The 25,588-nt window shown below is 52.0% G+C and carries 27 protein-coding genes; 9 read left to right on the plus strand and 18 right to left on the minus strand.

Features of this window, described 5'->3' with window-relative positions:
- From KJ869_02475 to KJ869_02485, 3 genes are all read left to right on the plus strand, one after another.
- Window positions 1–297, plus strand: a 297-nt coding sequence (locus tag KJ869_02475; protein MBU1576053.1) for a cysteine hydrolase, incomplete at its 5' end; no start/stop codon positions are given.
- Window positions 290–1,162 carry an NAD(P)/FAD-dependent oxidoreductase gene (locus KJ869_02480; GenBank protein MBU1576054.1) on the plus strand — a complete coding sequence of 291 codons (873 nt, stop codon included), beginning with the start codon at window positions 290–292 and terminating at the stop codon, window positions 1,160–1,162. The genes KJ869_02475 and KJ869_02480, both read left to right, overlap by 8 nt.
- On the plus strand, window positions 1,162–2,085 hold the full coding sequence (locus tag KJ869_02485; GenBank protein MBU1576055.1) for a radical SAM protein: 924 nt from the start codon (window positions 1,162–1,164) through the stop codon (window positions 2,083–2,085). The genes KJ869_02480 and KJ869_02485 overlap by 1 nt, the downstream gene beginning before the upstream one ends.
- A 178-nt stretch (window positions 2,086–2,263) precedes the next feature.
- Here the strand turns inward: KJ869_02485 and KJ869_02490 are convergent, their stop codons facing one another.
- The 8 genes from KJ869_02490 to KJ869_02525 form a co-directional block, all read right to left on the minus strand.
- Window positions 2,264–3,016, minus strand: coding sequence for a class I SAM-dependent methyltransferase (locus KJ869_02490; GenBank protein ID MBU1576056.1), 753 nt, complete (start codon window positions 3,014–3,016; stop codon window positions 2,264–2,266).
- 686 nt (window positions 3,017–3,702) lie between these two features.
- Window positions 3,703–4,230, minus strand: coding sequence for a hypothetical protein (locus KJ869_02495; GenBank protein MBU1576057.1), 528 nt, complete (start codon window positions 4,228–4,230; stop codon window positions 3,703–3,705).
- A 257-nt stretch (window positions 4,231–4,487) separates the two neighbouring features.
- Entirely contained in the window at window positions 4,488–5,126 is a 639-nt protein-coding gene (locus KJ869_02500; GenBank protein MBU1576058.1) for a response regulator, read from the minus strand.
- 156 nt (window positions 5,127–5,282) lie between these two features.
- Window positions 5,283–5,516: a hypothetical protein gene (locus KJ869_02505; GenBank protein MBU1576059.1), complete on the minus strand. Its 234-nt coding sequence runs from the start codon at window positions 5,514–5,516 to the stop codon at window positions 5,283–5,285.
- Window positions 5,517–5,648: 132 nt separating this feature from the next.
- Window positions 5,649–7,004: a WG repeat-containing protein gene (locus tag KJ869_02510; GenBank protein MBU1576060.1), complete on the minus strand. Its 1,356-nt coding sequence runs from the start codon at window positions 7,002–7,004 to the stop codon at window positions 5,649–5,651.
- Window positions 7,001–7,336, minus strand: a complete 336-nt coding sequence (locus tag KJ869_02515) for a hypothetical protein (protein ID MBU1576061.1) — start codon at window positions 7,334–7,336, stop codon at window positions 7,001–7,003. Before KJ869_02515 ends, KJ869_02510 begins: the two co-directional genes overlap by 4 nt.
- Entirely contained in the window at window positions 7,337–7,732 is a 396-nt protein-coding gene (locus tag KJ869_02520; GenBank protein MBU1576062.1) for a secondary thiamine-phosphate synthase enzyme YjbQ, read from the minus strand.
- Between the two features lie 145 nt (window positions 7,733–7,877).
- Window positions 7,878–8,762 carry an AAA family ATPase gene (locus KJ869_02525; protein ID MBU1576063.1) on the minus strand — a complete coding sequence of 295 codons (885 nt, stop codon included), beginning with the start codon at window positions 8,760–8,762 and terminating at the stop codon, window positions 7,878–7,880.
- Window positions 8,763–9,076: 314 nt separating this feature from the next.
- On the opposite strand from KJ869_02525, the gene KJ869_02530 reads away from it, so the two are divergent.
- Together KJ869_02530 and KJ869_02535 are read left to right on the plus strand one after the other, a co-directional pair.
- Window positions 9,077–12,925 carry a tetratricopeptide repeat protein gene (locus KJ869_02530; GenBank protein ID MBU1576064.1) on the plus strand — a complete coding sequence of 1,283 codons (3,849 nt, stop codon included), beginning with the start codon at window positions 9,077–9,079 and terminating at the stop codon, window positions 12,923–12,925.
- Window positions 12,926–13,011: 86 nt separating this feature from the next.
- On the plus strand, window positions 13,012–13,629 hold the full coding sequence (locus KJ869_02535) for an isoprenylcysteine carboxylmethyltransferase family protein (protein MBU1576065.1): 618 nt from the start codon (window positions 13,012–13,014) through the stop codon (window positions 13,627–13,629).
- 78 nt (window positions 13,630–13,707) lie between these two features.
- Here the strand turns inward: KJ869_02535 and KJ869_02540 are convergent, their stop codons facing one another.
- Together KJ869_02540 and KJ869_02545 are read right to left on the minus strand one after the other, a co-directional pair.
- The gene (locus KJ869_02540; protein ID MBU1576066.1) at window positions 13,708–14,568 is read right to left on the minus strand and encodes an RNA polymerase sigma factor RpoD/SigA; all 861 of its coding nucleotides are present in this window, start codon (window positions 14,566–14,568) and stop codon (window positions 13,708–13,710) included.
- A gap of 35 nt (window positions 14,569–14,603) precedes the next feature.
- Window positions 14,604–14,909 carry a MerR family transcriptional regulator gene (locus KJ869_02545; GenBank protein ID MBU1576067.1) on the minus strand — a complete coding sequence of 102 codons (306 nt, stop codon included), beginning with the start codon at window positions 14,907–14,909 and terminating at the stop codon, window positions 14,604–14,606.
- A 365-nt stretch (window positions 14,910–15,274) separates the two neighbouring features.
- On the opposite strand from KJ869_02545, the gene KJ869_02550 reads away from it, so the two are divergent.
- The 3 genes from KJ869_02550 to KJ869_02560 all read left to right on the plus strand — a co-directional run bounded on the left by KJ869_02550 (window position 15,275) and on the right by KJ869_02560 (window position 17,480).
- Window positions 15,275–16,180, plus strand: coding sequence for a hypothetical protein (locus KJ869_02550; GenBank protein ID MBU1576068.1), 906 nt, complete (start codon window positions 15,275–15,277; stop codon window positions 16,178–16,180).
- Window positions 16,181–16,311: 131 nt separating this feature from the next.
- On the plus strand, window positions 16,312–17,193 hold the full coding sequence (locus KJ869_02555; GenBank protein ID MBU1576069.1) for a hypothetical protein: 882 nt from the start codon (window positions 16,312–16,314) through the stop codon (window positions 17,191–17,193).
- Window positions 17,194–17,240: 47 nt separating this feature from the next.
- Window positions 17,241–17,480: a hypothetical protein gene (locus KJ869_02560; protein ID MBU1576070.1), complete on the plus strand. Its 240-nt coding sequence runs from the start codon at window positions 17,241–17,243 to the stop codon at window positions 17,478–17,480.
- 3 nt (window positions 17,481–17,483) lie between these two features.
- Here the strand turns inward: KJ869_02560 and KJ869_02565 are convergent, their stop codons facing one another.
- The 7 genes from KJ869_02565 to KJ869_02595 all read right to left on the minus strand — a co-directional run bounded on the left by KJ869_02565 (window position 17,484) and on the right by KJ869_02595 (window position 24,247).
- On the minus strand, window positions 17,484–17,846 hold the full coding sequence (locus KJ869_02565; GenBank protein ID MBU1576071.1) for a polymer-forming cytoskeletal protein: 363 nt from the start codon (window positions 17,844–17,846) through the stop codon (window positions 17,484–17,486).
- 81 nt (window positions 17,847–17,927) lie between these two features.
- Window positions 17,928–19,445 (minus strand): pyruvate carboxylase subunit B, encoded by a 1,518-nt coding sequence (locus KJ869_02570; GenBank protein MBU1576072.1) that lies wholly within the window; start codon window positions 19,443–19,445, stop codon window positions 17,928–17,930.
- A 49-nt stretch (window positions 19,446–19,494) separates the two neighbouring features.
- Window positions 19,495–19,872, minus strand: coding sequence for a biotin/lipoyl-binding protein (locus KJ869_02575; protein MBU1576073.1), 378 nt, complete (start codon window positions 19,870–19,872; stop codon window positions 19,495–19,497).
- Window positions 19,873–20,037: 165 nt separating this feature from the next.
- A complete protein-coding gene (locus tag KJ869_02580; protein ID MBU1576074.1) occupies window positions 20,038–20,229 on the minus strand; it encodes a hypothetical protein in 192 nt (63 codons plus the stop codon).
- Between the two features lie 172 nt (window positions 20,230–20,401).
- Complete coding sequence (locus KJ869_02585) at window positions 20,402–21,958, minus strand: methylmalonyl-CoA carboxyltransferase (GenBank protein MBU1576075.1); 1,557 nt, start codon at window positions 21,956–21,958, stop codon at window positions 20,402–20,404.
- 394 nt (window positions 21,959–22,352) lie between these two features.
- Window positions 22,353–22,988 carry an NYN domain-containing protein gene (locus KJ869_02590; GenBank protein MBU1576076.1) on the minus strand — a complete coding sequence of 212 codons (636 nt, stop codon included), beginning with the start codon at window positions 22,986–22,988 and terminating at the stop codon, window positions 22,353–22,355.
- Window positions 22,989–23,227: 239 nt separating this feature from the next.
- On the minus strand, window positions 23,228–24,247 hold the full coding sequence (locus tag KJ869_02595; GenBank protein MBU1576077.1) for a M42 family metallopeptidase: 1,020 nt from the start codon (window positions 24,245–24,247) through the stop codon (window positions 23,228–23,230).
- 202 nt (window positions 24,248–24,449) lie between these two features.
- On the opposite strand from KJ869_02595, the gene KJ869_02600 reads away from it, so the two are divergent.
- Window positions 24,450–24,857 (plus strand): archease, encoded by a 408-nt coding sequence (locus KJ869_02600; protein ID MBU1576078.1) that lies wholly within the window; start codon window positions 24,450–24,452, stop codon window positions 24,855–24,857.
- Between the two features lie 168 nt (window positions 24,858–25,025).
- Here the strand turns inward: KJ869_02600 and opgC are convergent.
- A partial coding sequence (opgC, locus tag KJ869_02605) for an OpgC domain-containing protein (protein MBU1576079.1) occupies window positions 25,026–25,588 on the minus strand: 563 nt, incomplete at its 5' end.

Here is a 25,588-nt window from a genome sequence, read left to right on the forward strand (position 1 = left end):
CAGGACTCTCATAAACTCAAAAAAGAGCACTTTTCGGCTTTTTTTAAAACCAAGCTCGATAGGCTGCTTAAAAAAGAGAAGATCAATCACCTGATAATCTGCGGGGTGATGACCCATCTGTGCGTGGATACCACCGTGCGCCACGGTTTCATGCTGGGCTACCGGTCCACTGTGATTACGGATGCCTGCTGTTCCAAGAATTCCGATTATCACAAGGCGGCCATTTTGGCATTAAAGCACGGCTTCAGCCGGGTGATGACTGTCAAACAGTTCCAAAAGGCGATAGCCAATGAATAATTACGATCTTCTCATCATCGGCGGGGGACCGGCCGGATTGGGGGCCGGGATCCAGGCGGCCCATATGGGGTTGAAGCATGCAGTCATAGAAAAACCGAAGCCCTCCAGCCGTCTGCTTATGGCTCGGCGGGTGGCGAATTTCCCGGGACAAAAGGATGTTCCCGGGAAAGAACTGCTTAAATCCCTGACCAGGCAGGCCAAGGGCAAAGGTGTCGGGATGATGACGGAGACCTGTTCCGGGATAGATTTCAAGAATGGTTGCTTTCACATAAAAGCAGGCCGATACAATCGGATAGCAAGATCTCTGATCGTGGCTATGGGGCTTATCCCCAAAAAACTAAAATCCGGGGTCTCGGAGCCCTGTTTAGAGGGTCGGCGCGTTTTCTATCGCTGGACCGATATTCCGCCAGACTTGAAAGATAAAAGGATATTGGTGGTCGGCGGGGGAGAGACGGCCTTCGACCAGGCCTGCAGCCTGGCCGAGACCGAGGCCAGGGTGACGGTTGCGGTAAGGGGCAAGCAGGATCGGGTTTTTGCTGAATTACACCGGGAAGCAAAAAAGCTAATGGTCCAGATCAGATGCGAAACGAATGTTATAAAAATTGCCGAAAATATCAACAAGCTGGACATCACGCTAAAAACTAATGAAAGACTTCTAAAAAAAAGGTTTGATTATTGCCTGGTGGCAATCGGCAGTAAAAGAAATATGCCCGAAATATCGCCCGGAGCACGTGCCCTGCTGAACCGGGGACTATATATGGCCGGGGATCTGGCCAGCCTAAAACACCGGCAGGCGGCCATCGCCTTCGGCGACGGCATCAAAAAAACCATGACGGCCTATAACTTTATACGGGAAAACCAGTGATGCGGATAATCGGAAAAAACGGGAGAAAAGAGCTGGCCAGTGTATATCTGGCCGAGATGCGGAGCGATCCATCCCTGATGGTCGAATTTGTTGATTCGTGCGAACCTGCGGTCGGCTGTCGGGACAAAAAGTGGGTGATTGTAGTCTCCAGCCAGTTTGGCTGTCCGGTGGGATGCCTGATGTGCGATGCCGGGGGCAATTTCAAAGGCAACCTAACGATATCCGAGATCATTGCCCAGATTGAGCATGTAATACTGGAGAACAAGGATCTGGATCCACAAAAATGCCCAAAGCTGAAAGTACAATTTGCCCGAATGGGCGAGCCGGCCCTTAACGATGCGGTGATAGACGCCCTGTACTGGTTGGCAGAAAAATACCCGAAAGCTATGCCGTGCATTGCCACGGTGGCCCCGGCCGGGCGGGAAAAATGGTTTGAGTCATTATTAAATGTTTCCCGTAAATTTGATGATTTTCAACTGCAGTTCTCCCTTAACACCACCGACCCGACGCTGCGGGATAAGCTGATCCCCTATCCCAAAATGAGCTGGCAATGGATGTCCGATTACGGCCAAAGGTTTTACCAACCCGGCCGCCGCAAGCCGTCCCTTAATTTTGCCCTGTCGCCGGGCCTGCCCTGCGATGCCGAAAGCATAGTCAAATATTTCGATCCGGAATATTTTGCCATTAAGTTGACTCCGTTAAATCCCACGGCTACGGCAGGGGAGAATTCATTGCAATGCATAAAGGATCATGAAAAAGCCCAGCGACTGGTAACAGAAAAGGCCCGGGAGTTTGTCTCTTTAGGGTATCAGGTTATAGAATCGGTTGGGAATATGGAGGAGAATGAGATAGGCAGCAACTGCGGGCAGATGGTGAGGAGGTATGCCGGGAAACCTGCCGAATATGAAAAAGCCCCAGCCTAAGGCTGGGGCTTTTTCATATTCGTTTAAGTGTCATTCCCGACTTGATCGGGAATCCAGGGGTGTCGGGTGTATATGTGTGTGGTATGAAACGCGTATTCCCGTTAAAAGAAGAAACGTCGGCCAATGGTTCATATCTTGACCAAGGTTTGTGCAGTCCGGGCAATGTTTAGTCACATCTTCACTTCTTGTTTTTTGTTGCCATAACAACCCAATCCCAAGGATAAGGAGCTTTTAACGATTTTGGAAAATTCGCTATTTCTGTACTCCAGGGGTATTTAACTTTATCAAATTTTACGATTTTGAAACCAATCTCATTTAACGTTGAAATTAATTCTTCCCTTAAATAATGTTTTGTTGGTATCGCATCTATATTAACAATTCCTTGCTTGAATTTAATATATTCATTTTTACCAATCCTCCTAGTTGTTTTTTTAGTATTACTCCCTCCTTTATGATCACACTTTGCTGAAATAAATTCACTATATAATACTGATTCAAGAGAAGGAACCACTAAAATCAGATGCCCTTTTGTATTCAAATTTGTAAAGATATTTGTAAAGAAATTTTTTCGTTTGGAATGTGCAGCATTGAGAATAGCATTTACACATAATATCACATCGAAGTTATATGAACTTTCTATTCTCTGTGTCATATCAATATTTTGATAATTGATGTTTTTAAAAGTCTTATATTTCCCTTTGTTATATTTCAGATTGGATGATGAAAAATCAATTGCAAAAACTTCCCCGAATTGCCTTGAAAGTAAGGGTAGCCATTTGCCGATTCCGCAGCCAAAATCAGCTACTGTTTTTCTCGAAGATGCTACATCGTTAATCCATAATTTAATTATTCCGTTTTTGTCGCTCTTAAATACGTCAAATATTTCTGAATTATAATTTTCAAATATGTCATCCCAAAATTTTCTATCCATATTGAAGAAACACCTTTCTTGATTTAGGTTACAATTGCAGCTAACTACTGGAGTGCCGAAGTGCGTGCCTGCGCGCAGGCGTGTATTGTTGATTTTAGACGAGAGGGAAGATGCGTATATCTTGGACCTGCGACTGGCTTCGCATATTTTTTATTATACCCCTGTTCAATCTAAAAATCAATTATTTTTCTTTCTTTTATAGCGATCTAGCGTACTTATTATTTTGCCCAAGACCTGCATGGGCGTGTATTCCGGTTGTCATAAGGCTGGAATGCCAAGTGATAGAATCGGTGGGGAACATGGAGGAGAACGTGATAGGAAGCAACTGCGGGCAGATGGTGAGAAAATATGTTGCCAAACAACCGGAATATGAAGAAGCCCCCGCTTAGGCGGGGGCTTCTTTTATGTCATTCCCGACTTGATCGGGAATCCAGGCGGGGATGAGTGTAATTGGTTATTATTTAGGGTTGGTAAGAAAACGCGTATTTCCGTTAATGGAAAGGGCCGGACAACGGTCCTCGTGTAAAAATTGGGCGGGTGTGAACCCGACAAACTTGTCAGACCGTAGTTGGTTTATATATTTTAGTTTACTTGTAATACAGATACTGCGCCCCGCCTTGTTTTTACACGATGTTATGGGTTGTTATTTCTTTTTCATTTTATTTTCTGTGTCTTTAAAACAGATTCTACAAACAATAATCTTGAAATTCGTTTCTCATCTCTTTAGAGACTTGTTCAATCAATTCTGCACAGTCTAAAACGAATTTATCATTAACCTCTATTAATGTAGAAATTTCGGAAACATCACCTTCATAAAAGAAATTCTCACCTGGTAATTTTATCTTAAAGGGTAATGATCCAGATTTTGTTACTAGCGAATCATAACTCCTGCCTCGTCCATGTTTAAGTACATTGATAGCACAGATGAAATCATCGAAATGATCATGAAGTTCAATTTCCCCTTTTTGAATAAGTATTTTTTTTGCCTCTTCTAATCCATTACGACAAGACAATCCTTCTTGCAATATTGAATCGAACAATGAAAACATTCCAGTAGCTAAAATTGCTTTTTGCAATTGAAGCATTTGAAGATTTTTAACAGCAATTGTTGATGCACTTGTCTTGAGTGCTTCTAATAATTTAGAATTAGCTTCTTCCAATGCATTCAATGTGAATGCTGTACTTCTGTATACTAAATCGTCAAAATTGTGCATGTCGTTTTAATAATAACCCATAACTAGTGTGTTTGCGAAACTATTTCGCTTTATATGCCATTTTGGGGTAGATTTGCGCAACTGTTGCGTAAAATCAGTATATATCTTTTCAAGATAGATTGTCAAGCGGGCTTTTTATTTTGCCTATAGCCTGGGTGAAGACATGGGTATATATTTCGGTGGTTTTAGAGTTGGAATGCACGAGAGAGTTTTATATACAGATTCATATTTAAAAAACCCGCTTGTTCAGCGGGTTTTTAAATTCGTTCGGCGGTAAATTTTCCTTGGGTCCAGGATAACAGCAGGGGCAATATCTCATCCCCGGCCTGCCCATCCAGGGTGTATTTAGTAAGCACGGCGTCGGTTATATCTATCCGGCCGTTCTTGCCGTCCGGGCTGGTCATCTCTATAAAACCGCTCCAGCCTCCGATGGAGAACATATCTATCAGGCTGAATATGGATATGATGGAAAGGTCGCCCTGAAATGTCTTGGCCTTCTGGGCAAACAGCTTTTTAGCCTCCTCGGACAGCCGCAGGCGCATATCAATGGTCTTTAAAAGATCCTGCCGGCCGCAGGGCTTGGTTATATACTTGCTGGCGCCCAGCACATAGCCCTGAATGCGGTTCTCCAGCCCGGTCTTGGCGGTCAGGAAAATAAAGGGGATGCCCCGCAGGTTGGGGTCATTTTTGACCGCACGGCACAGCTCGTAACCGTCCATATTGGGCATCATGATGTCCGACAATATCAGATCCGGCGGATTGCTTTTGATCAGCTCCAGGGCTTCCTGTCCGTCATAGGCGGTCGTCACCTGGTAGCCGCTCTTCTTAAGCTCAAACTCCATGATCTTTACGATATTCGGCTCGTCATCGGCCACTAATACTTTATAACTGCTCATAGCTAAAATAGTATAAACCAAGTGAATAGCATTGTCAAGAAATATTTAGGGGAATGATTGCATCATATTTTTGTCACCCTGAGAATGCTGACCTGCCTGACAAGTTGAATGGGTGACGGTGCTCATCCTTACAGTTGGCAAAGCCCCAAAGTTTACTCAGGATGACAGCCATACTTCGGAATCAGCTCCACCCACACCTGCCTTTGGCGGGGGCCGTGTCGCCAGGCTTTCCCCGGCTATCCGGTTGGCCACGCGGGATGCAAAATTCGCAAAGTAGCCCTCCGGTGGCTCGGTCGACTCGGCGCGGGCAACGGCCCGCTCGGCCAGATCCATAGTTTCCAGCAAAGAGCGGCACTCCGAGCAGGCCTTGAGATGCCCTTCGACCGCCACCCTGCGGCCCCCGTCCAGCTGGCCGTCCAGAAAAGGCCATCAGCTCCTCTGGGGCCACTGTATGTTTGTCTTTTGCGTTCATAGAATTTTCCTGATCCTCGGGGGAGATACTGACGGGTATTTATCCGATCATTAGAAACCTTTCTCCGACTCGCAGATATTTCTGCCCGTATAATCGTAATAAGTCATCTTATCCTTGCTGTAAGCCGCAAAAATGTTATCCTGAACATGATATATTTTATAAAATTCCATTGGCAGCACCAAATGGCCGGTCGAGTCTATCAGGCCAATTTTACCCTTCCGCCTTATGCACCAATAATGCTTGGATTCGTGAGAAATTGACAGCACGGGCAAGACAGCATCCAAGTTGTCAAAAAAGATTTTGTTGTCCTTATTGCCTATTATTTTCCATTTGCTGTCTTTGCACAGGAAGGTCAGGTTGTCAAAAATCCATATACTTTCATAGATGGGGTCTATTACCCAAGAGCCATTTATATCTATAATCCCGTGCCGGTTATTAAGTTCGACCTCGATATATTTTTTAAATAACGATATACTCTCGTACTTTGGCTCAACGATTATTCGTCCTGACAAGTCTGAAATGCCCCAACGACCTTTCTTCTTGAAAGAAAACAATGAATCATTCTGCATCCAAAAATCTTCGTATATTGGTTTAATAATGTACTTGCCGCTTCTATCGATAAGGCCTCTCTTGCCGTTTAATTTGACATAGGCATGACCATTAGCATCAAAACCGAAGGCTTCCTCATAGGCAGAATCGATTGCCATGTTCCCAGTGGTGTCAATATAGCCCCATTTGCCACCCTTTTTAACCGCGAGAAGACCGTATTTGTATCCGGTCGGATCGATGTCGTCAAAGACCAAATCGGTTAAGGTTTGACCAGTAGAGTCAAATAAATAAAAGTGTTCACCTTTGTATCCATAAAAAATACTTTCACCGACAGAAGAGATATTTTCATAAACCGGCGGGATTATAACTTTTCCTGTTGTCTCCATCAGACCCATGGAATCGTTCTTAAGGAAAGTAAATAAATTGCTGTTGCGAAATTTAAAATCGATTTTAAATTTCGGTTCTAATATGAACTCGCCGGCCTTATTTATCGCGCCCCAATTCATATCTTCTCGCAAAAAGAGCCTATCATTCCTCTTTTTGGCCATAGTATCCAAATATCCCACCAAGGCCAGGCCGTTCTCGAAGGGCAGGGCCTCGTCGTACCTGGCGGGGATCGCTATCTTGCCATGGGTGTCTATGTATCCGTATTTGCCGTTAAGCCCGACAACCGCCAAACCCCCTTGGAACAGGCCGCCATCGTCGAACTGCGGTGGACAGACCATCCTGCCGGAGAGATCGGCGTAGCCTACCTTTCCTCCGATCATCACCGGAAGCAGTATCGTTTCCTTTGTTTCCCTGCGTCCGCAGGAAAGGCCGGCCAGCAAGGCCATTATAAGTGGCAACAAACGCTTCACACCATCTCCTTTATCCTGGGGGCCAGTTTCTGCCGGGCCCGGAAAAGCCTGGACATCACCGAGCCCACCGGTATCCTGAGCACCCTGCTGATCTCCTGGTAGGTGAGGTCCTTGTCCACCCACAACAGCAGGACCTGGTGTTGCTCACTGGGCAGGCGGTTTATCTCGGCTCTGATCCGGGCGTTGCTGTCGGTCTGGGCGGCGTCCTCCAGGACCCTTTTTATCAGCTCTTGGTCGGTGGGGTTTTCCAAACTATATACTGCGCTGGAGGTTGTTATATTCCCGTCGAGAGTGCAACGTTTGGGGTCGTAGAAACATTCAACGTTGAACATTCAACATTGAACTGTTTTTAGCCATATCTGCCGTTGCCGGGGGCCGTCGAATTCGCAGAAATAGATGCCCTGCCATGTGCCCAGTTGCAACCGTCCATCTTTTATGACCACTGTCAGATGGCAGCCCATCAGGCTGGATTTGATATGAGCAGCCGAGTTGCCCTCGCCGTGCCGGTAGTGATTGCCCCAAGGTACCATCCGGTCCAGCTGCTTTAAAATATCCTCGACCACCGAAGGATCGGCGTTCTCATTGACGGTCAGCCCGGCGGTGGTATGCGGCACCCAGATGTGGCACAATCCATCGGAAATACGGCTTTCGGCCACCACTTTTTGCACCTGGCTGGTGATGTCAATAAACTGGCTGCGGGAGGCGGTGGAGATTTGAAAAGAATCCATGGTGGAAAATTTTGGTTTAATGATGTTATGAGGCATCGGTATTTGAAGTTTTGTGTCTTAGTGTCTTTGTGTGATAAATCAGTTTCGGCCCGCCCTTAAATCCGTAATAATCTGCGTAATCTGTGGGCAAAGCCCGGATCCGCTTCTACGATACTAGTCTTTTAATTATCTCCACCGAATCCACCCCGGCCGCCTCGGCGTTGAAGTTGGTGATGATCCGGTGCCGCAACACCGGCAGGGCCAGGGTCCGGACGTCATCAATCGACGGAGCCAACCGGCCGTCCATGATGGCCAGCGCCTTGGCGCCCAGTATCAGATACTGGGAAGCCCTGGGCCCGGCCCCCCAGGAGACATATTCCTTTACATATTCCGGGGCCGTTTCGCTTTTGGGGCGGCTCTTCTGGGCCAGCCCCACGGCGTATTCCACCACCTGGTCGGCCACCGGCACCCGCCGCACCAGCTGCTGCAACTCGATGATCTGAGCACCGCTTAATACCGGCTTGATATCGGCCTGGTAGGCCGAGGTGGTGGTCTTGACAATCTCCATCTCCTCAGCGAAGGAGGGGTAATCCACGAAGACGTTGAACATGAAGCGGTCCAGCTGGGCCTCGGGCAGGGGATAGGTGCCTTCCTGCTCTATGGGGTTCTGGGTGGCCAGCACGAAGAACGGCTCATCCAGCTTGTAGGTGTTGCCGCCGGCGGTCACCTTGCGCTCCTGCATGGCCTGCAACAGGGCGGCCTGGGTCTTGGGCGGGGTGCGGTTGATCTCGTCGGCCAGCACCACGTTGGCGAAGATCGGCCCCTGGATGAACTTGAAAGATCGCTGGCGGCTGCCGGGCTCCTCCTCAATGATGTCGGTGCCGGTGATGTCCGAGGGCATCAGGTCCGGGGTGAACTGCACCCGGTTGAAGCTCAGGTTCAGGCATTGGGCCAGGGTGTTTATTATCAGGGTCTTGGCCAGGCCGGGGACGCCCACCAACAGGACGTGGCCGTTAGTCAGCAGGGCGGTCAGCAGCTGGTCCAGCACCATCTCCTGCCCGATGATCACCTTGGCCAGCTCCTTTTTCAGGTTCCGCCGGGCCTGGTTCAGTTTTTCGATTGTCTGCAGGTCATTCTTATTATCTTTCAATGGAATGCGCTCCTAAAAATCATTAGCTATTAGTCTAACAAATGAGAGCGGGATAAGTCAACGGAAATTTTGCCGGGGGAGAGGATCGGGGAATATCTTTTGCAATGATATTTGTTTCTTGACATCCCTTTCCCGATATGTTAATTTTACAAGCTAAGACAGTCTTTTATAGCGATCATTTCTATTGCGGATACATAAACCCCAAGGAGCAAGAGATGTCCCCATTAGCCGATTTTTTTCTTCTTTCCAAGGACCAGATTCTGCAGAAATCCGAGAAGCTGAGAAGCGAGGGCAAGCATTCCAAGGCCGCCGAACTGCTGGCTTCGGGCCTGAAGAACAGCGCCGAGGATTACGAGCTGTTGCTGGCCCTGGCCTCCGCTCATCTGGCCGACAAAAAGGGCCGGGATGCGGTGATGGCCCTGAAGAATGCGGTGACCCTGGTGCCCAGCCGCAGCGTGGAGATAATGGAGCTGGCCGAGAGGTTCTTCTTCTCCGACGGGCAGCTGCCGGAGATGGGCGACCTGGCCTTTGAGATGAACCTGGGGAAGAGAAACTTCGACGCAGCGGTGAAGCTGGTCAAGGAGCTGGGCAATCATGACGTGGACGTGATGTATGCCCGATACAACAAGCTGAAGGAATCGCTGGATCACTACCAGGGGCCGGCCAAGCCGGCCGGGACAATGGCCCGCGAGATGACCACCTATTACGGGGCCGCCCTGCTTACCGAGCGCCGGGGGCAGGTGTCCCAGGCCATGGACATCCTGGAGAATATTCTGGTCCGCTCCCAGGACGAGGGGAACAGCGTGATGGCCGCGGCGGCCAAGCTGGCCTCCTACCACCCCGGGGATACCGATACCATGCTCAAGCATGGGGACATCCTGCTGTCGCTGGACAAGAAGGAACGGGCATTGGAGTTGTATGTAGAGGCGGCCAAAAGCGGGGCGGCCGACCGGGTGATCAACAAACTGGAGAGTTTCTCACAGGGAGATCCCGACAATATCGAGATGCTGTCCCTGCTGGTCCGGCTTCATCTTCAAAAGCAGGATGCCGCCAAAGCCTTTGACAAGATCAGCAAGCTGGTATTACTGGACCGACAGCACATAGACAACTGGATAAACACCCTGCGGGAGATCGTCAAACTGGATCCCGGTATGGCCGGGGCCCATATGCTGCTGGGGGACCTGTCGCTTGAGTCCGACAAACTGGACCTGGCCATGGCCGGGTATGCCAAGGTGGCCGAGTTGGAACCCCAGCGGCTGGAGGAGATACTGGATCGATATCGCAAGATAATGGATAGATCCCCTGGCAATTTCGAGGCGGCCACCAAGATCATCGACGCCTATATATCGGCCAAACAGAACGACCAGGCCATTAGCGCTATTCATGAAATAGTTGACAAGGACATCTCTCTGGTGGATCTGGCGCTGGAAAAACTGGACGATATCCTGAAATCCAGCCTTGAACAGCCCGAGGCCCTGAATTACCTGGCAGAATGCCATCTGATACGGCAGGACAAGACCAAAGCCATACCGGTCTACCGCTTTCTGGCCACCCTGGGAAAGGAGCATCAGGAAAAAGCCCTGACCGGCCTGCAGAAGATGGTGGCCCAGGATCCCTCCGATATGCCGCCGATGATGGCCCTGCTGGATATTCTGGTGAAAGGAACACGCTTCAAGGAAAGCGCCCTGTTCGGCGCGGAACTGGCCAAGCGCCATCCGGCCAGCTGGGCCGAATATCTGCCCATCCTGGAAAGAGCCTCCTATCTGGACGGGCAGGATTTTAATTCCGCTTTGATCGACATCTGCTCCCAGCTGGAGGGATCGGGACAATCCCACCCGGCCATAGATTTTGTGAAAGCGGCGGCCCTGGCCGAGGCCGGCCAGCATCAAAAATCGGCCGAGTTGCTGTTGAAGCTGACCAGGGACGAAAGAGCATCGGGGCTGGCCAAAAAGGCCTTGGAGGAGATCTCCCGGAAATATCCCCAGGCGGCCCCTCTGCAGCTGGCCCTGGCCGAAAGCTATCAGGACGACGGGAAAATGGAGGATATGGCAGCGGCCCTGCTGTCGGCCATCAAATACGACAAGACCATGGTGCCCAAGGTCACCGAAAAATTAAACCAGCTGCTGGAGAAGAGCCCCGATAACGCCGAATTGCAAATGCTGCAGCTGGAGCTGCTGTATCAGGAGAAACTGCTGGACAAGGCGTTCCAGAAAGCCGAGCAGATAATCGCCCGCTGGCCCGACCAAAGCGGGGCTGGGGCATACCTGCGGCTGGGGCAGATATCTCTGGAAAGGGGCGAACTGACCAAGGCAGCCGGCAGCCTGATGAAGGCCTCGGAGCTGGATGCCGCCCTGTCGGCCGAGGCGTCCGGATCATTGAAACGCCTGTTGGAGATAGATGTCACCAGCCTGGCCGGGCATTACGCCTTGGCCAGGGTCCTGATGCATCAGCGGATATTCGACCAGGCCATTGATGAATTGATGCTGGCGGGCGAGAAGGATCCCCGGCTGGCCGAGAACATCGCCGCCGACCTCAGAAGCATCCAGAAGCTGGAGCCGGCCAATGCCAAGGCCCTGATGGCCGAGGCCCGGATGGATATCATCCTGAAAAATACCGATGCCTCCCTGGCCGCCCTAAGCCAGCTGATGGATATCGCCCCGGATAATTTTGCCGGGGCCGAGGCGCTCTACCGCAAGTTACTGTCGGCCAACCCGGAAAATTTCCGAATCAACCTGGCACTGGCCCGGGCCTACATCATCAACGGGGACATCGACCAGGCCGGCCAGCTGATAGAATCGGCGGTAAGTTCCGATCCCAATCTTTATGAACAGGCCATCAGCCTGCTGCGCATATCCCAGGAGAAGGAACCGGAGAATCTGTCCAATCAGGTACTGCTGGCCAGGATATACCGCCTGCGGGCCAATTATCAGCAAAGCATTGATCTTCTCAAGAGCGCCATGGCCGGAGACCCGAACCTGGCGGAGGCGGTGGGCCACGAGCTGCAGGCCATCATCGCTGAAAAGCCGGATCTGCTGGGGGCCAGATACCTGCTGGCCGAACTTCATCGTAAAAACAACCAGCCTGAGGCCGAGGTCCGGGAATATCAGGCGATATATAAGACCGACGGAAATGAGCGGCTCAGGGTACTGGCCAAACTGGAGGAGATGATATCCCTCAATCCCGACCTGGTGCTGGCGGTCATTTTAAGCTCCCGGATCCTGGCCGACCAGGGACGGCTGGCCGAGGCGGTGGCCGGGTATATGAGGGCCTGCGAGCTGGATAATGCCTTCAGACCAACTGCCGCGGCGGAGATAGAGAAGATGCTGCCGGCCAGTCCCAAACTGCCGGAGATATATGAGGCGCTGGGGACCATCTATTTTGAGCTGGGCAAATTCACCCAGGCCCGCGACATGCTGCCCCAGGCCTCCGGGATGATAACCGACCCCGAACGCCGGATGCGGATCCTTTTCTTCCTGGCCGAGACCCATCTGGCCTTGAGGGATGAGACCAAGGCCGATGAGGCCATGGACCAGGTCCGGGGGATGATGTCCGACGCCAACGAGGTATACAACGCCCTGCGCCGTTTTGCCTCCCGCCGCCTGCAGGTGGAGATCGATAAAGCCTACCAGGCGCTGCAGGATGCGCCGGACGATCAGTTCCGGAAACTGGATCTGGCCAACAAGCTGATAATAATCCAGAAATTCGATGCCGCCATAACCCTACTTAATTTCAAGCCGCTGGATGAAGAGTTGGCCAACCGCCGGGTGCTGACCCTGGCCAAAGCCTTCTGGGGACGCAAGGAGGCGGTCACGGCCATGGAACTGCTTAGGCAGGTTCCCCTGGAAGGGCATCCCTACAGCCGTTATCAAATGGAGGTGTGCTATCTGCTGGGGCAGTGCTATGAGTCCATCGGCAACTATGGCGGTGCGGTGGCCGCCTACCGCAATATCTACATGGACCAGATTGATTTCAGGGATGTCAAGAACCGTTTGGAATGGTGCGCCCAAGCGGCGGTGATGAAGGAGCTGGAGCATCGCGGGGCGGTGCTGGAAGCCAGCATCTGAAACCCTGGAAATAGGATCTGATAAAACATGCTCGCCAGGACAGGCAGGGGTGTTTATATAATAATTAAAAAACCGGAGACATAAAATTGAAAACGACCTTAGGCAACCTGTTTTTCAAATGGCGCAGCTATACCCCGATCCCGCTGCTGCTGGCAACCCTGATCCTGGCCAAGCCGACATTATTGACCATCACCCTGGGCCTGCTGGTAGCTTTGGCCGGCGAGCTGATCCGGATCTGGGCGGTGGCCTACGCCGGAGGGGCCACCCGGACCCTGGAGCCGGGGGTGGGCAACCTGATCACCGGCGGGCCGTTCTCTTATGTCCGCAATCCGCTCTATGTCGGCAATCTCCTGCTGAGCCTGGGCGTCTGCCTGGCGGCCTGGCCGGCCAAATGGTCCTTGGTGATCTCGGGAGCCTTCGCCATACCCTGGCTTTTGCCTATATTCGTGATAGCCTTCGCCATACAATACGGATTCATCGTGGCGGTGGAGGAGGACACCATCCGCCAGAGCCTGGGGGAGACATATAATGAATATTACAAAGCGGTGCCCCGCTGGCTGCCCCGCCTGACCCCGTATCCCAAGCCTTATCCGGAGAAGGGCGATTTCAAGGCCGGCTTCCGCTCCGACCGCCGCAGCATCCAGACCACCTGCATTGTTCTGCTGGTGATAATCATAATTTATATGGTCAGGCTTTTCGGATAAAAAGAACTCCAGGCGGAAATATCCTATGACAGTAAAAAGGGGGCGTCAAACGACGCCCCCTTTTATCATTGCCTGAATTCAGCTCAGATAGGCCTTCAGCCGGCCGCCCTCAGTGGCCAATTTGATCTTCCTTAGTGCCCGGTCCCTCAATTGCCGCACCCGTTCCCGGGAGATGTTCAGCTTCCGCCCGATGGAATCCAGAGTTCCATGATCGTTATCGTCCAATCCGTAATAAAGTTTAAGCACCTTGACCTCCCGCGGGGTCAGCACCGAAAAGGCTTGCTTGATGTCGCTGTCCAGGGTCTTGTTCTTGAGAGTCTCCTCCGGCGATTTGAAGCGGGGCTGTTCTACGATCTCCGAAAGCCTGGTCTCGCCATCCTCCGACAGCGGGGCATCCAGGGAGACCTGGTTGGCGCTGTAACCCAGCAGATCGCGGATCTCCTCCACCGAGATCTTAGATTTTTTGGATATCTGTTTAACGGTGGGCGGGGCGCCGCTGTAGCCGGGGTCGCTCTTTATTTCCTCAATGGCCCGATTGATCCGGGTCAGCTTCTCGATGCGGTTCATGGGCAGGCGGATGGTCCGGGTCTGCTCGGCAATAGCTTTCAGCATGGCCTGTCTGATCCACCACACGGCATAGGTATTGAAACGGTATCCCCGTGATGGCTCGAACCGCTGGACAGCCTTCATCAGACCCACATTGCCCTCATTGATGAGGTCGGCCATGGACAGGCCCCGGCCCTGGAATTCCTTGGCGATGGACACCACGAAACGCAGGTTGCTCTCGGTCAACCGGTCGATGGCGGCCCTGTCCCCCGCCTTGGCCTGCTGGGCCAGGGACAACTCCTCGTCCGGGGACAGCAGGGGCACCCGGCTGATCTCCTTGAGGTAGATATCCAGCGACGGATCATCATTATATACAATTTCCCGATAGCTCATATGTCAATTACTTTCTAAAAAATTATCGGTTAAGATCATTTGCCATCTTCCGGAAGGTGCTGCATCTTTCGTAGGTTTTCAATCGACTGCTGGGGATCCTCAACGATCTCCAGAATAAGGCGGACGCCGGCCAGATTCACCCGTTTTACCCTGACCAAAAACACGATATACTCGATCTCCTCGATGTCCGCCTGGGAGTAAAGCCTGATGCGGCCGCTGACCCGGGCCGGGGAGACCAGCCCCAGGCGTTCATACATCCTTAAGGTCTGCTGATGCAGGCCCACCAGCCGGGCGGCCACGCTGATGGAATATAAGGGGGTTTCGGGGTGAAGTTCGGGCATATTTTCGTTAGCCTTTTCTTAAGTAAGTTTGTGGAGCCATTAAATAGTTTCCTCTGAAAACTGTTTACCACCGAGTGCCCACTTGCCTAGTCTCTTATCGTGCATATAATATAACACTTGAGTGGCTTGTTGTCAAGTAGTTTGATAGTAAAAGAATGAAAATTCTGTAAATGTTTGACATTTACCAAGATAGAGCGTTTAATGTTATGATTTTACCTGGCAAATATTTCTTCTCGTTAGACGCGCAATAGATGTTTGAGGTTTAATTTCGGGAACCGCTGGCTTGAGGAGTAACTCTAATGTTCATAATGCAGTCATGATATTGTCAATAGGTTTAAACATAAGATATAAGAAGGAGTGCTAAAATGAAAAGGATTTCGATTTGGTCGATTTTCATCCTGTCGGTGATCATATTGGTCAGTTGTAGCAAGGATAATCCGGTTGCTCCCCCCGATACCGCCAGCGATGATAGTGCGATCAATAATCTATTAACGGTTTCCGTCTATACCGACACCACTTCATTCATCAATGACAACACAACGGAACCTTATGGGAAGAGCGATTACGCCAAGGCAGATACTTTTCCTTCCGGGGTCATGTTTGCCAGAAGGATCACGGCAGTGACCAGGTCGGTGTCTATAGTTTACGATTCCAGCAACAGCGTAGCCACGGCCACCATTTCTCTGGGCTTCACCGGTCAGTTCTTTGTTGACAATGACGGCGACACCATAAAGGACCCATATGTCAGGGATATCAGCGATCAGGGGACCAGAAAGGTCTGGCTTAGAAAGGTTAATGGCATCTGGAGGATATGGGGCGTGTCACCCCTGGAGATCGTATCGAGCGATCATTCGGTTACAATAGACAGCATCCAGGTGCTGGGATGCGTCAACGGCCCCATAACCATTCTTCCTATAGAGATGAGCACCACCAGGCTACGGGAGAACCTGCCCATCTTTGAACCCGGCGTGACCGCCACCGTGAATGTCTGGTCTCATTCCGTCTCGGATTCCACCTGGCCGTTCCTCCATCGCTGGGTATACCGGCTGTTATACCGGCGGCATATCCGGGAGCCGCTCTATAGGGAGCCGGGGTACTTTACCAGAAGCTGGGGAGTCTCGGATTCCATCCTGGTCTTTCCTGCCGTCAGGCATGCCGCAATGGATGTGATCAGCGGGTCCTGCCTGTTTGGAGACAGTTCGGCGGTTTATTCGGCCAGGGCTTGGTGCCTGCCTTATATAGTTAAATCGCCCACCGATTCCCTGCCGTAGCGCTTTGCTGCATTGGATCAAGCCGGAATATTTTCCGGCTTGATCCTGTTGAATCGGTTTGTCGGCTAACGGCCAAATAAAAAGCGACTTCGATAATGAAAAAAAAGTTTATATTTTACATTTTGCCGGTCATGGTTCCGTTAGTTTTTCTGTTGACGGGTTGCGGACGGTATAACCCGGCCTCTCCAGAACTCAGTGATGATGAAGCCATTAATCTGCTTATTTCCTCTTCGGGCTATGCCGATTACTCAAATTACACCGACGACGGCCTGGCCGATTTCAGCGAACAGACCCCCAAAAGCGACAGCTTTCCTTCCGATATCTATTTCCGCCGGCGCATAGAAAACAGATCGCATTATATCAGCATCAACTATGACTCCAGTCGTACCTTTGCCACGGTCCTGATAACCACCGATTTCACCGGACGCTTGGTGATAGACAACAACCAAAACGGGGTCTGCGATACCGTCTCCAAACCGGTCCATGACCAGGGGATTCGGTATGTCTGGGTCAAAAAATGGAGCAACCGCTGGCGGATCTACGGAGCCTCGCCGATGGTGGTGCAGACGGCCAATCCGGCAAATAGAGTTTCCCTGGACAGCATCCGGGTCGAGGGCGATCTGGGTTTGCGGACCAGGGTAATGTTCAATCAGCAGGAGTTCGGGCAGACGCTAAGGCGGGAGGATATGCCCATATTCTACCAGGGGGCGGAGGTTACCTTGACGGTCTGGGCCAGCCTGGAGCAGGCTTCCGATTCCTGCTGGGCTTTTATGCACCGAAGGGTTTTGCAGAACGGGGTGATGGATCATCTGCGGGTGCCGATGCTGAGACAGGGCACTTTTGAATTCAGATACAGCTGGAAAGTGGATGCGATCACTGCGCCGGTGGTGCGGCATGCGGCAATCGATGTGCTGCTGGGTTCTACTCTGTTCGGCGACAGTACTGCCGAATATTCAGCCTGCATCTGGACCACGCCTTATATTGTGACAAATAACGACAGTTTGCCAAAATAATAACCGGGGCGAAAGGCCCCGGTCAACAATAAAGAAATAATTATGATATGAATGAGGTCATAGTGTACGAAGCAGAATGGATCGTTGGTCCCAGCTGGATCAACCTGGAAAAAAAGCTGCATGAACTGGCCGGCAAGCATAATATACAGATCCAGATAACCGGAAAACAAATGACCCTGATGTGCCAGCGGCTGGACTACAAAATATCAGGCCCCCGCCAGAGCCTCAGTTTGTTCAATAAAAAGCTGCTGGGCGAGGGCCATGTAAAATTTATAGGGGTAGGCTAAAAATTATTTCCCGGGTTCGTTCTGGCCGGTCATCTTGGACATGCCGTCGAAGAACACGTCATTGTCGATGATGATCCCCCGGCTTTTTATATCGCCCATCATAACCGAGCCGCTTTGCAACTCAACCTTGCTGGCGGCTGTTATGTTTCCCACCACCTTTCCGCCGATGATGGCATCCTTGACCCTGACCTCGGCTTTCACCAGGCCGCCCTTGCCGACCACCAGGGTCCCATCGGTTTCCAGCTGGCCCTCAAATTCCCCATCAATCCTGATCCCGGATTCGGCCTTCAAGCTTCCGTTCCACTTGGTATCCTTGGCCAGGGTGGTGCTTAGCGGACCGCCGCCGATCTCTACTTTCTTATCCATCGATATTGTTTCCTTTTTGTTGGGGTTTGATAAATCAAACCCTTACATTATCTATCAGGGCACGGCAAAAGCACCCTGGGTTTATTCTATCTCGGTTATGCCCACTTCATAATTTTCGTCGTTGACCCGCATCACGAAATGGCGCTGAGGATGGCCCTCGGGCGATGGCACCCCTGCCTTCAATGATTCCTGGCGGGCTTTTTTCTTTAAAGGATCCTTCTGGACGGCGAAGTATTCCTTGGCTACCGCCGGGTAGAGGGCGTAGGACAGGATGTCCTCCTCCTTGTCGGAGATGCCTTCCATTTCCTTCTTGCATTTCTCCCATTCCGGGGCGATATGGTTGGCCGGTCGGTCGGTGATGGGCTTCTCGTCGCCGATGGCCTTTTTCATTACCACCGGGTCGATGGGGGCCGGGGTCTTGCCGTATAATCCTTTGCAGAGATCCTTGACCTCCTGGATTATCATCTTGTATCTTTCGCCGCCCAAAACGTTGAAAGTGGCCTGAGTGCCCACGATCTGCGAGGTGGGGGTCACCAGGGGAACGTAGCCCAGTTCGGCCCGAACCTTGGGTATCTCCTTCAGCACCGCCTCGAACTTGTCCGATGCATTCTGCTTTTCCAGCTGGCTGACCATGTTGGTCAGCATTCCGCCCGGCACCTGGTAGACCAGGGCCCTGACGTCCACCCGCTCGGCCACCGGAGTGATCAGGTGCTGATAGGCGGTGTCCTTGATCTCCTGGAAATACTCGGCGATCTCCAGGAAGTGCGATTTGTCCACCTTCAGTCCGAATCCGCTGTTGTCCAGCATCTCCACCATGGTCTCGGTGGGCGGCTGGCTGGTGCCGGAGCCGAAGGGGGATATGGCGCAGTCCAGGATATCGGCGCCGGCCTGGGCGGCGGCAAAGTAGGAGGTGGGGGCCATCCCAGTGGTGCAGTGGGAGTGCAGGCACACCGGCAGCCCCACCTCGCTTTTCAGTTTGCCCACCAGTTCTTTGGCCGAGGCCGGGGAGATCAGCCCGGCCATATCCTTGATGGTGATGATATCGCAGCCCAAGTCTTTAAGCTCCTGGGCGAATTTCACGAATCCATCAATAGAATGCACCGGACTCAGGGTGTAGCTGATGGCACCCTGGACGGTGGCCCCGGCCTTCTTGGCGGTGACAATGGCTTTCTCCATGTTGCGGATGTCGTTCAGGGCGTCGAACACCCGGAAGACATCGATCCCCAGTTCGGCGGCCTTCTTTATGAAGTGTTCCAAAATATCGTCGGCATAATGCTTGTAGCCCACCAGGTTCTGGCCCCGCAGCAGCATCTGGAGTTTGGTCTTCTTGGCGTGCTTCTTGAATATCCGGATGCGGTCCCAGGGGTTCTCGTCCAGAAAGCGCAGCATGGTGTCGAAGGTGGCGCCGCCCCACATCTCGAATGACCAGTAACCGACCTGGTCCATCTTCTCGATCATGGGGATCATGTCCTCGGTGCGCATCCGGGTGGCGATCAGGCTCTGGTGGGCATCCCGGAAGGCGGTCTCGGTGATGTTGACGGTATGTTTTTCCGGGCCGCCCTTTTTTATATCGGATCTCTTTTCCGGTTTCTTGGGCATGTTATCACCTCATGAAAATTACAGCGTTAAGACAAAAAATATAAACCGATCAGGCCAGCACCACCAATACTTCTCCGGAACTGACAGTCTGCCTTTCCGCGACCCTGATCTCCGCGATCTTGCCGGCCAGATGGGAGGAAATGGCGGTCTCCATCTTCATGGCCTCCAGCTTCAGCAGGACATCGCCCTCCTTGACCTCCTGGCCCACCTGGCACAGGATCTTGATGACGGTGCCGGTCATCGGGGCCTGGACGGCCTTCTGTCCGGCGGCCACGGCCGGGGCGCTGGGAGCGGACGGTGGCGCCGCCACCACGGCCCGGGGAGCGGCTTGTGCCGACAGGGGAGGAGAGGAGGGTCTTTTCCCTACTTCTTCCACCTCGACCTCGTAAGCCTTGTTGTTGACCTTGACGATATACTTGCGAGACATAGCATCCTCTATTTGATTTAAAAATTGTCTGGTTGTCGTCATTGCGAGGTTTGCTGTAAGGCACTTCTTGCGAAGCAATCTAATAAAACAGATCGCTTCGTCAGAGATACAATCAGACAATCTCGCGATGACTTGAGCCTAATAACTGATAACTATTAACTAAGATTACTTGCGCCTGTAGCCGTTCATGATTGCCTGCCTTCCAAACAAGCCCCACAGGTTGATTCTGTTCTGCTGCACCGGCCTGGCGGAGACCACCTGGAAGTCCAGCTGGTCATCCTTGAGGTACTGCCCCAGAGCGGCAGCGATGGCGGTCTGGACCTCGGGGGGGATCTTTGATTTTATGGTTTTGTTCATCAGAGCATCCTTGGCTTATTATGGTTGCTTGATTGTCATCCTGAGGTTTCTTTTCAACTTGGCTGGGCGTTGGATGACAACTGTCACCCGTTCAATTTGCCGGGCATGAAGTCTGGCTCAGGGTGACAAAAGAGTTGGATCATTAGCCTGGCCTGACGATACCACAACACTCCTACAGCGGAATGTTGCCGTGCTTCTTGGCCGGTGACTGTTCGCGCTTGGTCTTCAGGATGGCCAGGGCCGAGACGATCCTTCCCCGGGTCTCCTCGGGAGAGATCACTGCGTCCACGTAGCCGCGCTTGGCGGCCTCGTAGGGGTTGGAGAACATGGTCTCGTACTCGTCTATCAGCTCCTGGCGGCGCTTATTCTTGTCCTCGGCGGCCTCGATTTGTTTGCGGAAGATAACATTGACCGCGCCGGAGGCTCCCATCACCGCTATCTCGCTCTGGGGCCAGGCCAACATCAGGTCCGATCCCAGGTCCTTGTTGCACATGGCGATGTGGGCCCCGCCGTAGGATTTGCGCAAAGTTACGGTGATCTTGGGCACGGTGGCTTCGGAGTAGGCGAACAGTATCTTGGCGCCGTGGCGGATGATGCCGCCGTGTTCCTGCTGTTTGCCCGGCAGGTAGCCGGGGCAGTCCACGAAGGTCACCAGCGGGATGTTGAAGGCGTCGCAGAAGCGGATAAAACGGGCAGCCTTGTCGGACGAGTTGATGTCCAGGCAGCCGGCCATCACCAGGGGTTGGTTGGCCACGATGCCCACCGTCTGTCCGGCGATGCGGCCCAGGCCCACCACTATGTTGAGGGCAAACAGCTGGTGCACCTCCAGGAAGTCACCGTTGTCCACCACCCGGGCGATGATGTCCTTGACGTCGTAGGGCATCTTGGGATTGACCGGGACGATATTGCGCATCTCCATGTCCGGGCCTGCGGGCTGGTCGCCGGTCTCGGCCACCGGCGGGTCCTCTAAATTATTGGCCGGGATCAGGGTGATCAGCTTGCGGACCCCGGCGAAGCAGTCCTCCTCCGAGGGATAGATGAAATGCCCGTTGCCGGAGACGGCGTTGTGGGCCTGGGCCCCGCCCAGTTCTTCCAGCCCCACGTCCTCGCCCATCACCGCCTTGATGACCTGCGGCCCGGTGATGTACATGTTGGAGACCTTGTCCACCATGAACACGAAATCGGTTATGGCCGGGGAGTAGACCGCGCCGCCGGCGCAGGGGCCAAGTATCACCGAGATCTGGGGGATGACCCCAGAGGCCCGGGTGTTGCGGAAGAAGATCATGCCGTAGCCCCGCAGGGAATCCACCCCCTCCTGGATGCGGGCTCCGCCGGAATCGTTGATGCCGATCACCGGCACGCCCATCTTAAGGGCCATGTCCTGCATCTTGACGATCTTCAGGGCATGGGCCTCGCCCAGCGAACCGCCGGTGACGGTGAAATCCTGGGAGAACACGAACACCGGGCGGCCCTCGATGGTGCCGTAGCCGGTGACCACGCCGTCGGCCGGGATCTCCACCTTGTCCATGCCGAAGTTGTCGCAGCGGTGCTTGACGAAGGCGTCGAACTCCACGAAGCTCTGGGGGTCCAGCAGCAGGTCCAGGCGCTCCCGGGCCGAGAGCTTGCCCTTGTCGTGCTGTTTGGCGGCCCGCTTGCCGTCGGCGTCGCAGATGACCGCCTTTTGGTCCTCCAGGGCCTTGATTATCTGTTCAATGGTCTTTTCAGACATTTTGATAAACCTTTTTGTATTTTTAGTTTGTTGTTTTTGACCTCACCCCTGCCCACTTTCGTTTGTAGCTATAAATTGCCATACTCAGTGCAGGCTCTCTCCAAATAAATTTGGCGAGGGGTTTTAGTCTCCCCTAATAAGGGGAGGAACGGAGGGGTGTCTTGGACACGGTCATTGCGAGGCGGCTGATTTGATTTCTGGCGAAGCAATCCCGTTACCCTATAAGCCAGCAAGGCATTGCATTTAGTGGGACATAAATAAAGTCTCATTATATATTAAAAGGTGGGTGATTTCAAGGAGAAAAGTATAACTATATCAGTTGGTTGATGGTATAGAAATAAGCCCCTCTATTATGAGGAGCTTATTTCTATACCGGTTAGAGTTTAGTTCATTACTAACGCTTGAAGGACCGGGGACGATAATCACCTGGGTCTATGCATTGATCATAGATGTCTTTTGTTATTGGAAACCATTCAGTATTATTTATACCATTACGATAATTAGATACTGGATTATCAGGAAAGGCACTTACAATTTTATACCATCTATTGTGTTCTAATGCAATAGACTTAATTTCATCAATTATTTCTATAAAATCCTGATCTTGGCTAAATATAATTATAACGTCCGCCTTATTTTCACGAAATATGCGAATGGTTTCTATCGCAATTCTGATATCTATGCCTTTTTCCTTCCCGATACGGTGTTTATAATCTCCATAATCAGGAATCTTTATCGTTTCTTCATGGTACTGAAGATATCTTGAATAGGTTTTTGCACCACGTCTTTTTAATGCTGATAATTTTGATGTCCAAAAATGATGCCATAGAAGATCATCCTCAACCGATGGCACCCCAGTATAAAACCGGACTTCTTGTAAATGCCATTTTTTCATACTGCAAATAGTTGTGGATAATTTTATTGGGTCATAGTTTGGGAAATGATAACCAAAGGCTGCCTTAGCACATCTATATAAATTTTGGGCATCAAAAAAAGTGATTGCTCTTTTAATTTCCGGCTCTTGTATCATATAGGCTCCTAAAATAAAATACCCCACCCAGGGCCTTGTCGGCAAGCCAGGCGGGGATTAAGTTCCGATAATGGATGTTATCAAAATCGGTACAGTTTGTCAAGAGAAATTTAAATAAATAAATAAAAATTTATAAAGCATGGATTTGCGTGAACTAAAACTCTGAGAGACGCAAAAAGCGTCTCCTTTTGCCGGGCAGGTTAGTTTTCTCAGGGTGGCAGTCTGGCAGTAAGAGATGATTAACCCAGCGTCTCTTTTATATACGCCAGCATCAGATCCCGGGTGGCGGTCAAACCCTTCAAATGGGTGCGCTCCATGCCGTGGCTGGCCGAGACCCCCGGCCCGATAAGTCCCACCCGGATATCATACCCGGCTATCAGCGCAATGGAGCCGTCCGAGCCGTAATGGGGGAACACGTCCAGCTTGTGCGGTATCTTATTCTTCTCGGCCAGTTCGGTCAGCTTGCAACGGATGGCATAATCATACGGCCCAGTGGAATCCTTAACGCAGATGGACACCGAGCTCTCGTCGCCCTCCACCTTTTCGCCCACCACCCCCATGTCGGCCACCAGCATCTCCACCGCGGTCTCCGGCAGGCCGGAGGCGGCTCCGTGCCCTACTTCCTCGTAATTGGAAAAGAAGAACGACACCGGAATTGCTTTCAGCTTCTCGGCCCCCAGGGTCAGCATGGCGTCCAGCATGGCGGCCGAGCCGGCCTTGTCATCCAGGAAGCGCGATTTTATATAGCCGGTCTCGGTGAACTCGAACCGGGGGTCGAAGAAGATGAAATCGCCGATCCGGATGCCCAGCTTCTCGGTGTCCTCCTTTTTGGCCACCTCGGCGTCCAGCCGGATGTGCATGTTCTCGGCCTTGCGGACGGTCTTCTCGACCTCGTCGTTGACATGGGCGGCGGGGTTGTTCAGCAGCAGGGTCCCCCGGTAGTCCTTTCCGGCAACGGTCCGGATGGTGACATACTCGCCCTCGAACGAGGGCAGGATGGGCCCGCCGATCTTGGTGATGGACAGGTGGCCGTCGGCGTTGATGCCGCTGACCATGGCCCCCAGGGTGTCAACATGCCCGGCGATCACCAGTCTGGGCTGGGGATGGTTGCCGGCCACAAGCCCGCCCTTGTTGGTGCGTTTGGTCCCGATGCCGGCCGTCTTAGCCAGAGCTTCAATATGGACCATGACCTCCTCGGTGAACCCCGATGGGGAGTGGATGGCCTCCAGGTCTTTTAAGATCTCGACGATGCGCTCCATGATGCTCCTTAGAATTGTTGTTTGTCAGCTGAATGTAAAATAATTATAAAGCACTTTTGGGGCATAGTCAACCAAGCGGAGAAATAAATTGACAGGGGACAAAGTGATGTTTGAAACGGTTTGAATTGTTTGAAAGGATATGCTATCATAAAATCCGTGTGAATCAGAAGATTATCCGTTAAATCCGTGTCCTATTAAAAACATGAAATACGAAATACTGGAACATACCGCCGACATCGGCATCCGGGCCTGCGGCCGGACATTACCGGAGCTTTATTCCACCGCGGCGGAAGGAATGTTCGCCATAATCTATGATGCCTGGGACGGGAAGGGCTCAGAAAGCATTGCTTTGGAGATCGACGGGATGGACGCCGAGCATTTGATGGTGCGCTGGCTGTCGGAACTGCTGAACCTTTCAAGGGAAGGCTGGGCCTTTGACAGATTTGAGATCTCTGATGTCACTGAACGGAAAATAATGGCCCGGTGTCATGGGGCGAAGCACAAGCAACCGTTCAAGCCGAAGGCGGAGATCAAACTGGTTACTTATCACGGGTTGAAGGTGGAAAGGTTTGAAGAGGGTTACAGGGCGGAAGTGATATTTGATGTATGAACTATATGTGCGGGATATAGGGAGTAGCTAGTATACAGGAGACAGTATTCAGTAAGATCAGGAAATAAGAGAGGGAAAACGTAGGGACACAGCAAGCTGTGTCCCTTTATTATTCGAAAAGTGTTTTCGTGTTATTTCGTGTATTTTCCGCCATTAGCACTTGTGCTTTTATGGGCGGACAGGCGCGGGAAAGGGAATGCGGGGCCTTATTCTCGGCCAGTTCTCCACTGTCCAGGCCAGCAGGACCATCAGGGCCACGGTCAGTACCAGCGCGAATATGGCCTGCGGCCAGTCCAGATTCTTCTGCAGGGCGGAGGTCAGCCGTCCGTAGACCAGGGCGATGTGCAACCAGTAGACCATCAGCGAATGGCGGCCCATCAGCCGCATGAAGGAAAAACTCTCCGGTTTGAACAGCAGGCACAGGAAAAAACAGCCGGCCAAAATCACGGCCTGCATCCCTATCCGGATGAAGGAATACTCCGGGCTGTTGTAGAACAGTATCCAGCCATGGGAATGGGGAATGCTGACGGCGGCCCAGATCCCGCCCAGCATCAACAGTATCCCGGCGGCGATCAGCCCGTAGTGCAGAAAGATCAGCTTTAATTTGTCACCCCTGAATCGCCTGGTCAGCAGGCCGATGACGGCTCCGGCCGGCACGAAAACAAAGTAGGGAAAGACGGGAAAGTGCCCGAATTCCACAGCCGAGCTGAAGAAACTCCGGATATACCAGG

It is taken from the genome of Candidatus Edwardsbacteria bacterium (assembly GCA_018821925.1).
Taxonomy (GTDB): domain Bacteria; phylum Edwardsbacteria; class AC1; order AC1; family EtOH8; genus UBA2226.